The sequence below is a fragment of the Pauljensenia sp. 27098_8_83 genome, from assembly GCF_041432695.1.
In the GTDB taxonomy this organism is placed as follows: domain Bacteria; phylum Actinomycetota; class Actinomycetes; order Actinomycetales; family Actinomycetaceae; genus Pauljensenia.
Window position 1 is genome coordinate 39,738 of sequence record NZ_JAPWAD010000020.1, and the last position, 9,472, is coordinate 49,209.

General features: G+C 68.8%; 5 protein-coding genes and 3 tRNA genes. 5 read left to right on the forward strand and 3 right to left on the reverse strand.

The annotated features are described in order from the left end of the window. Window positions 1-33 precede the first annotated feature (33 nt). Window positions 34-2,157, forward strand: a complete 2,124-nt coding sequence (locus O3656_RS08000) for a PfkB family carbohydrate kinase (RefSeq protein ID WP_500063449.1) — start codon at window positions 34-36, stop codon at window positions 2,155-2,157. A 144-nt stretch (window positions 2,158-2,301) separates the two neighbouring features. Further along, window positions 2,302-3,546, forward strand: a complete 1,245-nt coding sequence (locus tag O3656_RS08005; protein ID WP_500063450.1) for a multidrug effflux MFS transporter — start codon at window positions 2,302-2,304, stop codon at window positions 3,544-3,546. Between the two features lie 289 nt (window positions 3,547-3,835). On the opposite strand, the gene O3656_RS08010 is transcribed toward O3656_RS08005, so the two are convergent. The 3 genes from O3656_RS08010 to O3656_RS08020 form a co-directional block, all read right to left on the reverse strand. Next, window positions 3,836-4,696, reverse strand: coding sequence for an EamA family transporter (locus O3656_RS08010; protein ID WP_500063452.1), 861 nt, complete (start codon window positions 4,694-4,696; stop codon window positions 3,836-3,838). 13 nt (window positions 4,697-4,709) lie between these two features. After that, a complete protein-coding gene (msrB, locus tag O3656_RS08015; protein WP_464796525.1) occupies window positions 4,710-5,114 on the reverse strand; it encodes a peptide-methionine (R)-S-oxide reductase MsrB in 405 nt (134 codons plus the stop codon). A 256-nt stretch (window positions 5,115-5,370) separates the two neighbouring features. After that, window positions 5,371-8,889, reverse strand: coding sequence for a mechanosensitive ion channel domain-containing protein (locus O3656_RS08020; protein ID WP_500063454.1), 3,519 nt, complete (start codon window positions 8,887-8,889; stop codon window positions 5,371-5,373). Between the two features lie 163 nt (window positions 8,890-9,052). Between O3656_RS08020 and O3656_RS08025 the strand changes: the two genes are divergently transcribed. From O3656_RS08025 to O3656_RS08035, 3 genes are all read left to right on the forward strand, one after another. After that, window positions 9,053-9,128: transfer RNA gene (locus O3656_RS08025), tRNA-Glu, on the forward strand. 49 nt (window positions 9,129-9,177) lie between these two features. Further along, window positions 9,178-9,251 (forward strand) — tRNA-Asp (locus O3656_RS08030). 27 nt (window positions 9,252-9,278) lie between these two features. After that, window positions 9,279-9,354, forward strand: a tRNA-Phe gene (locus tag O3656_RS08035). Window positions 9,355-9,472: the final 118 nt, after the last annotated feature.

A 9,472-nucleotide genomic window follows, 5' to 3' on the forward strand; every position in this document is an offset into this window, starting at 1 on the left:
CTGCGGGCGCGCGCCCGCTTTCGGAGGTGCAGTATGGATCCTCGTTTTTCTCGCGCGTACGGTGCCCTGGCTGGCCTGGCGCTCGGTGACGCGCTGGGCATGCCGACGCAGGCGATGTCGCCGGAGCAGATTCGCGCGGTGTACGGGCGTATCACGGGGCTCGTGGACGGTGACGCCTCGCAGCCCTACGCGCCGGGGATGCCGGCCGGGTCCGTCACGGATGACACGGAGCAGGCTCTGCTGATTGCGTCCCTCCTGGTACGAGGCCGGGGATCCTCCTCGGGTCGCGTGGCCCTGGACGCGGGCGAGTTCGCCCACGCCCTGCTGGCCTGGGAGGATTCGATGATTCGGCGCGGGTCGCTCGACCTGCTGGGTCCCTCCACGAAGGCGGCGCTTGAGCGCGTGCGCGCGGGCGAGGACCCGCTAACCGTGGGCGGCGAGGGCACCACGAATGGCGCGGCGATGCGCGTCACCCCGATCGGCATCGCGATGCCGACGGACGATCCGGAGGCATTTGCGGATGCCGTCTGGTCGTCCTGCCAGGTCACGCACGCGACGCGACAGGGTTTCCAGTCGGCTGCCCTCGTGGCGGCGGCCGTGTCCCTGGGGATCGACACCGCTCGCTCAACGAGCCCGAATCTGAGGGGTCTGCTGTGGAAGGCCGTCACCTACGTCGATTCCCTCCCCGAGCGCGGCGCGTGGACCCCCGACCCGGACGTCGTCGCGGCGACGCGCCGGGCGATGCAGCTGGCCGCCAACCCTGCCTTGTCCTCCCTGGAATGCCTCGTCGAGCAGGTGGGCACGTCCGTGGCCTCGGCGCAGGCGATCCCCATGGCCTTCGCGCTGCTCGCGCGCGATCCCTCGCCGCAGGCCCTGTTGGACGCCGCCAACCTCGGCGGCGACACCGACACGATCGGCGCAATCGCGGGCGCAATCCTGGGCGCCGCCCTCGGGGTCGAGGTTCTCCCCACAGACAGCCTCTCGAGGATCGAGGAGGTTTCCCACCTCGGCCTACCCACCGTCGCCAGGGAGCTCCTCGAGCTGCGCGATCAGGCGCTCGCCGGCCGCCAGGAGGAGGCTCCCCCGGATGCCTCTTCGGATGCCACGCCCGAGGTTTCGCGCGGCGTCACTTCTCCGGAGGAGCCGGCCCCCACCTCGTCGCCTGCCTCCCCCGCAGGCCGCGTCGTCCTCATGGGCCAGATCCTCGTGGACCTCGCCGTACGCGGTGAGGTCCTCCCCTCCCCCGGCGGCGACGTGTGGGCCATCGACGAGGGAATGCACGTGGGCGGAGGCTTCAACGCCCTCGTGGCCGCGCGGCGCATGGGGGCCGAGGCCATCTCCCTCAGCCCCATCGGCGACGGCCCATACTCCTCGCTCATCCAAGCGGCGCTTGAGCGCGAAGGGATCACGGACCTCGGTCCTCGCGTCACAGGCACTGACAACGGTTTCTGCATCGCGTTCACGGACCGCACGGGCGAGCGCACCTTCATCTCCACCAAGGGCGCCGAGACGATGGCACCCGCGAGCGCGTGGGCTGACTTCGTGCGCATGATGCACCCGGGTGACGTGCTCTACATCGACGGCTACCTCATGGACCACCCGGCGAACAGGGAGGCCGCGGAGGCTGCGCTGCGCGTCCTGCCCGCGGGCGTGCGCGTCGTCCTCGATGTCTCCCCCGTCATCGGAATCCCGGGAGGGCTACCCTCCGACGGCGTCATCGTGTCGATGAACCACAGGGAGGCTCAAGAGATCGCTCACCAGAGAGGCGATGCGAGCGCTCGCGACCGGGCTCTCCAGCCTCGCGAAGCGGCGCGCGCGATGTTCACTGTGCTGGATCGTCCCGTTCTCGTCCGCGCAGGCGCCGAGGGCGCATACGTCGCCTGGCCTTCCACGGCAGCTCCGGACACCCTCGATGAGAGCGCAACGCACATCCCGACACCTCGCGTCGAGGCGATCGACACGAACGGCGCAGGCGACGCACACTCCGGCGTCCTGGCAGCCTCCCTCGCGCGGGGGATTCCCGTGGAGAGGGCCCTTCTCCTCGCCAACTGCGCGGGCGCGCTGTCCACAACGGCCGTCGGACCGGCCTCGTGCCCGACGCGCGAACAGATTGAGGCCGCGGCGGATGCACTGGAGGCGAGCATAGACGGGGAGTGAGCACCGCGCAGACCCGGTTGACCGCCAACTGAACGACCTCATCGGCATCACATCCATGCAGGTGGGGAGGCTCAGACGTGCGAGATGCATCAAATAATCGACCGATTCATCTATTTAGCGTCCCAAAGGGTACACAATCGCACCATGACGACTAACGACACCCGGGACCGCGGCGGAGTCGTCGGCGGGGCGCTCACGGTTGCCCTGCTGATCACGCTAGCCCTGCAGAACGCCGTGCCCCCGATGGCGACCGACATGTACTCGGCCGCGTTCCCACAGATCACGGCGGACCTGGCGACGAACTCTACGATGCTCGGGTTCACGCTCACGACCTTCTTCGTGGGCTTCGCGACCGGCCAAGTCCTGGGCGGTGCAATCTCGGACCAGATCGGGCGCCGCCGCCCCATCATCGCGGGCGGCATCATTGCCCTCGTCGGCTCCGTGATCTGCGTGTTCACGCCGGGCATCTGGGTGTTCCTCGTGGGCCGAGTCTTCCAGGGCCTCGGCGGCGGCGTCGCCTCCTCGGTGGCGCGCGCGATCCTCGTCGACGTCGCGCACGGCAAGACACTGGCGCGCGCCATGAGCCTCATCCAGGCGATCGTCGGCTTCGCGCCGATGCTCGCCCCGGTCCTCGGCGCGTTCATCATCACGCACGCGACGTGGAGGGTCGTCTTCTGGGCGCTCGCCGGCTTCATGCTGCTGATGGCGGCCCTCGCGTGGTTCCTCGTGCCCGAGTCCCTGCCCGAGGAACGCCGCCACCCCGGTGGTATTCCGCGGTTCTTCTCCGGCCTCGTCCAGGTCGTGCGCATCCGTCCCTTCATGGGCTTCATGCTGACCAACACCTTCTCAAGCTTCTGTATGTTCGGCTACATCTCGAACGCCACGTACGTCCTGCAGGGACCGCTGGGCCTGTCCCCCATGGCTTTCGCGTGGGTGTTCGCGTTCAACGCGCTGCTGTCGACAGGCTTCGCGCTGGTCAACGTGCGCCTGATCTCGCACTTCACGCCGCGCACGCTCATCATCACGGGCCTCACGATCGCTGCAACCGGCGTGGTGACGCTGGCGATCTCGACGTTCTTCCTCAACCTGCCGCTGATCCTCACGTGCGTGGGCTTCGCGCTGGTCATGACGGCGAACGCGTTTATCTTCGGCAATTCGGGCGCGCAGGCCATGAGCGAGGCGCGCGAGCACGCGGGCACGGCCTCGTCCGTCATGGGCGTGTTCCAGTCGATCGCGAACGGCATCGCCGCTCCCCTGGCAACCTCGGGCGGCGACAGCGCCGTGCCGATGGTGCTCGTCATGATCGTCGGCTCGGCCGGCGCGTGGTTCGCATTCTGGGTGATCGCCCGCGGCGGCAAGCACACGCCCCGCCAGCTCAGCCTCGACTGAGGGGCTTCAGCACACCATCCACCGTGTTTCGGTGCCACCCGGGCCCCGCGCACCGGCATGTTCTGGATAGGTTGTGCACTTCCGGATAGGTAACGCGCATCCGGATAGGTTATTAACCTATCCGGATCGTCACAACCTATCCGGATCGTCACAACCTATCCGGATCGGGCGCCTCATCGCGATGAATTCAGCGGAAGGCGCCATCTTTCATAGCCCGGCCACGACTGTCAGTTGGGATGGCGCGGACACACCGGCACAGAAAACCGGGAAAGCGCCCCGCCGAAAACCCTTACTCGCGCGAGGCCAGCCACACCGCGACCGACACCAGGACAAGGCCGATGAGCTCGAAGACGCCGGGGATCTGGCGGAGCATCACGGCTCCGACCAGCGCGGACGTGGCCGGCAGGATCGCGGCGAACAGCGCGAAGGTCGACGCCGCCAGGCGCCGCATCGCCAGCGCCTCGAACGTGTAGGGAATCGCCGTGGACAGCAGGCCCACACCGACGACGATGGCGATCAGCTTCCACGAGGCCGTGGCCGCCATCGCGCCGGGACCGAGGAAAGGCGCGAAAAACAGGGTGCCCCACGCGCAGCCGAGCGCCAGGTTCGTCACCCCGTCGCGCGTGGTTGAGGCCTTCTGCCCGACGACGATGTAGGCCGACCAGGCGAGGGCCGCGAGGAGGATCCAGGCGACGCCGACGCGCACGCTCGCCACGCTCAGGTCAAGGGCGAGCCCGCCAATGCACGCCACCCCCGCGAACGCGAGGACGGCGGCGATGCGCGGCCGCCAGCCACGGCCTCGGAGAACGGCGACGGCGACCGGGCCGATGAACTCGATAGACACGGCAGTCCCCAGGGGGATGCGCGCGATCGACTCGTAGAACGAGGAGTTCATCGTCAGGATGATGACGCCGAAGAGCGCGGAAATCGCCAAGTCCGAGCGCGTGAGGCCGCCGCGCCACGGGCGCTTCCAGGCCAGGAGGACGACCGCGCCGGTCAGGACGCGCCACCAGGCGACGGAGGCGGGTTCGACGGATGCGAAGGCGATGACCGCGAGCGCCGCGCCCACGTACTGGATGAGGCCGGAGCCGACGATGTAGAGCTGGGGCGGGATGCGGTCGGTGACCGGGCGCTGGTCGGGTGCTTTCACTACGCGCGGGCGTTCACTGTGCGGGCGCGAAGGTCAGGGCCGCCGAGTTCATGCAGTAGCGCATGCCGGTGGGCTGGTCGGGCGCGTCGGGGAAGACGTGGCCGAGGTGGGAGCCGCACGTCGCGCAGCGCACTTCGGTGCGGATCATGCCGTGGCTGGTGTCGACGCTCTCGACGGTCGCGCCGTCGTGGGCTTGGAAGAACGAGGGCCACCCGCAGGAGGAGTCGAACTTCGCGTCGGAGTCGAAGAGAGCGGATCCGCAGGCCGCGCACGAGTACGTGCCGACGCGCGCCTCGTCGAGGAGCTCGCCCGTGAAGGGGCGCTCGGTGCCCGCCTCGCGCAGCACGTGGTAGCGCATGGGGCTCAGGAGCTTCTTCCACTCGGCGTCGGTGCGGGCAGCGGGATCAGTAGCGTTCATGGATCTATTGTCCCGCGCCGCCCGCGCCCTCGCACGCGTGCGAACGCTTTCTTCGCGCGACTCCATCGACGAGGCAGGGGCTCAGTCTGCGTTCACCGCTGCGGACTCGCGTTTGCGAAAAAATCGCCGCGGGCAGCGGGATCGGGAGCAGTCATGCCTCTCTTGTCGCGGACCGCCCGCACCCGTGCACATGTGTGCGTGGGCGCGGGCGGTCCGCTTTCCTCGCGCCGACCTCAGTCACGAGGCCGTGGCCCGTTCACCTGTCCCCATCACTCATCGGTGCGGGCCCAGCGCCTGAGGCCTTCTTCGCGGCCGCCTTCTTGGGAGCTGCCTTTTTGGCGGCACCCTTCTTGGCGGCGGTCTTCTTCGCAGGAGCCTTCTTGGCGGGAGCCTGCGCGGCCTTGGCGGGGGTCGCGTCGGCTGCCTCACCGGCTGCGGCGTTGTCGCCGCTCACAGTTTTCTTGGTCGCCGTGGAGGACTTTTTGGCGCCCTTTTTCGCGGTCGCCGCCTTCTTGGTGGCAGCCTTTTTCGCGGGAGCCTTCTTCACGCCGGCCTTGGAGGCAGCCTTTTTGGCGGTCTCCTTCTTCGCCGGTGCTTCCTCTTCCGCTGCGGTGTCCTCGGTCTGCGAAGCGGGCTCGACCTCGGACGTCTGCTCGGCGACGGCTGCGACCGGCATCACGAGGGTCTCGTCCACGGGCTCATCGACGGCGGGCATGACCTGCGTGGCGTCGGAGTCGAGCGCGCCAGCCTCTTCGGCCTCCACGGGGTCCATGACGGTGGTCGCCTCAACGTCGGCAGCCTCGGCGTTATCCGCATCGTCTGCGGCCTCCTCACCCTCCACCTGGGCGGCGGGCTCATCGGTGGCGGCGGTCTCGTCGTCGGCAGGGGCTTCATCCACGTCCTCGGCCTCCGAAACGTCAGCCTCGGGGGCAGCCTCCTCAGACGCTGACTCCTCGCGCTCCGACGGCTCCGGGTTCGCGACATCGGGGGTCGTGGACTCGTCATCCGTCGCGGTCTCGTCGTCCGTCGCGGCGGACTCGCCCTCGTCGGACTCCTGCTCGAGGCGTTCGACGACCGGGATCTGGCCGGTGACGGCGCGCAGGACGTCGGCCTCGGCGCCGGTGGGGGCGACGGCGGGGAAGAAGTCCATGATGGACACGCGCGCGGGCTTCACCGTGGGCGTGGGGCGGGTTTCCGCGTCGAGGCGCGCCTCTTCGGCGACCGCGTACCAGCCGGGGTGGACGGTCGGCTCGTCGGGGGTTTCCTCGTCGGCGAGCGACGCGGCCATCTCAGCGGGTGTTGGCTCCGGCGGCGGCACGAGAGCGGGCGCGACCGCCTGGACCGTGTCGGTCATGACGGGTCGGCCGGTGCGCACGGGCGGTGGCACCTGCACGGGATGTTTCACGGATGTTTCACGCGCGGGGATCGGCGTGGTTTCCTGCTCGTCCGGGGAAATCTCGCCGTCCGACGAGGCCTGGGCCTCCTCCTCACCGCCCGTTTCCTCGGGCACATCGGGGGCGGGTGCGTCCTCGCGCTCGGGAGCGTCGGCGGGGGCGGCGGCTTCCTGTGCATCGGTGGTCTGCGCGTCTGCGGCGCGGAAGTCGCCAGAGTCGGCGGATGCGCCAGCGTCGGAGCTGTCAGCCTCGGATGCACCAGCATCGGCGGCAGACTCGGTCGCGGCCGTGCCATCGGTCGCGGCGCTCTCCGCGGAGACATCATCAGCCGTAGGTTCCTCGGAGGTGGCCTCGGAGGTGGCCTCGGATCCGGCAGAAGGCTCGTGGGCATCGGTTCCGGCCTCGGGCGCACCAGCCGTGACGTCGGCGGGCGCGGGCACGCCGGCCTTCTCGGCGGCGGCATTGGCCTCGGTGATTTCTCCGGGCGTGGCGCTGTTCGCGGCGGTCGCGGCGGGTGCCGCAGTCACAGCGGTGCCCTGAGCCTCGCCAGAAGCGGCGGGGCCAGCCCCATCTCGAGCCGCCCCGGCCTCTTCGGCCTCGGGCACGACCGGCTCGACGCCGACGGCGGCCAGGGCGAGGGTCGCCTCGGGATCCAGGGCGTCCGAGCTACGGTTCTTGTGGCCTTCGCGGCGTTCCTGAGCGCGACGGGCTTCGGCCTCGCGCTCGGCGTAGGCCTCTTCGCCCGGGCCCTCGAGGGCGGCGGCGCGCTCATCGGCGTCGGCGGATCCGGAGAAGAAGCGTTCTCCTCGCCCGATGGAGGTCGCGGTGAGGGTCTGTGTGAGCTGCGGGTTCGCGTTGCCGGCGGCCTCGATGATCTTGCGCAGCGCGGCCTTGGAGATCACCTGGGTCTCGTCGTGCGAAGCGGCGGGTCCACCCTCGGCGAGTTCGCGCTGGCGGTCCGCCATCGCGCGGCGGCGAGCGCGCTTGGCCTTGCGGCGGGCGGCGACCATGCGCGCGGCGTGGGCGGGATCCTTGGGAGAAACGCCCGCAGGCATGGCGCCAGGGGCGTACGCGGCGCCTCCCGTCGCACTACCGGCAGGCGTGCGCTCCCCTGCGACGGGGTGGGCACTCGACACGCCCGTGGCGGCCACGGCCTCGTTCGTGCCGGAGATCCCGGCGAGCTCGGCGGCCAGGCGCGCGATGCGTTCACGGCTCATGTCTTTTTCAACGGTCACGGTCTCAAGTGGCTCGATGCGCTGAGCGGGGCGCGCCCACGGCTCTTCCGTGACGATCCACGAGATGAGCTGCTCGCGCAGGTACGCACGCAGGTCGGACAGGTGCCCGGAGTTCTTCGCGGAGACAAGGACGCGCACGGTCACCGTGTACTCGTCGGAGTCGGTGATCTGCACACCCCACGTGCGCCCATCCCACAGGTCCGTGGAAGTCAGGAGCTGCTCGACCTTCGTGCGGATGAGGGTCATGGGCGCGGACCAGTCGAGCTTGAGCTCAACGGTGCCGAGCTGGGCGGCGGCGCGACGCGTCCAGTTCTCGAAGGGTGTCTGCGTGAAGTAGCGGCACGGAATGATGAGTCGGCGCTCATCCCAGATGCGCACGACCACGTAGGAAAGCGTGATCTCCTCGACGGAACCCGTCTCATGCTTGTCACCGGCGACGACGACGTCACCCACGCGGATCGCGTCGGTGAAGGCCAGCTGCAGGCCGGCGAACACGTTACCGAGGGTCTGCTGGGCGGCGAGACCGGCGATGACCGAGAGGACGCCGGCGGAGGCCAGCACGGTCGTCATAGCCTGGCGGGCGACCTCGAACGTGCCGATGATGGCGACCACGCCGACGACGACGACGATCCCTTGGGTGAAGCGGCGCAGCACTTGCGCCTGCGTCTCGAAACGGCGCGAACGACCCTGGTCAGATTCCTGGCGGGCTTTGGCGGCGTCCTCGAACACCCAGGCGGCGGCGTAGGCCATCCAGGTGAGGCACGCGAGGGCGAGGATGAGGAGCACGTGCATGAGGAACGTCGTGATCGACGTGCCGTTCCAGTCGGACAGATTCGGGTTGACCAGCGCGATGCCGAGCCCCGCCCACGCTCCCCACGCCGCGAAGGTGAAGTGGCCCGGGCGGCGCACGCGCGCCAGGATCGACGAGGCCGTGGCGGCCTTCGCGAAAGCCTTACGCAAGAGCGCGGACATGACGACCGAGATGACGACACCCACAAAGGCGCCGACGATTGGGCCGAGAATCAGGAGGGTGAAGTCAATGGTCGTGACGACGGCGGCCTCCGCCCCGGATTGAGGGTCTGCAATCGCCCGCGTGAGAGCGTCCGAGGCCTGGGCGAGGGCACCGAGTGCTGGTGTCATAGTCATACATCAAGGGTAGGTCGCCTAGCTGATGAAATCCTGTGAATTCCGCACAATTGCAACGTTTTCCAGTAATGTGTCAGCTGTCACTCCGTTTTGTTTTGACGTGCCGAGCGCGTTCTGCCTAAACTATCTCCCGTCTTCGGACGCCAGTTCGACGGCCAAGCAGGCCCCCATCGTCTAGCGGCCTAGGACACCGCCCTTTCACGGCGGCGACACGGGTTCGAATCCCGTTGGGGGTACCACCGGTCGCTATCGTGACCGGAATAATTCAATAGGTCTTACCTGTTGTAAGGCCCCGTAGCGCAGTTGGTTAGCGCGCCGCCCTGTCACGGCGGAGGTCGCGGGTTCAAGTCCCGTCGGGGTCGCCGACCAGACCTTTTGGTTCAGGTCTTGGCTCTGTAGCTCAGTTGGTAGAGCGTTCGACTGAAAATCGAAAGGTCACCGGATCGACGCCGGTCGGAGCCACCAGCAAGTCCCCGAAGCTTTTGCTTCGGGGCTTTTGTTTTGCCTGGCGACTACTACGTACCACCCGCCGCCTGTGGCGCGGTTGCAACTGCTCCCCACCTGCCACCTACCGCCAACAGCC

Coding starts and splice junctions, on each gene's coding strand:
- O3656_RS08000 (WP_500063449.1), top strand. CDS start 34: ATGGATCCTCGTTTTTCTCGCGCGTACGGTGCCCTGGCTGGCCTGGCG.
- O3656_RS08005 (WP_500063450.1), top strand. CDS start 2,302: ATGACGACTAACGACACCCGGGACCGCGGCGGAGTCGTCGGCGGGGCG.
- msrB (WP_464796525.1), bottom strand. CDS start 5,114: ATGAACGCTACTGATCCCGCTGCCCGCACCGACGCCGAGTGGAAGAAG.
- O3656_RS08020 (WP_500063454.1), bottom strand. CDS start 8,889: ATGACTATGACACCAGCACTCGGTGCCCTCGCCCAGGCCTCGGACGCT.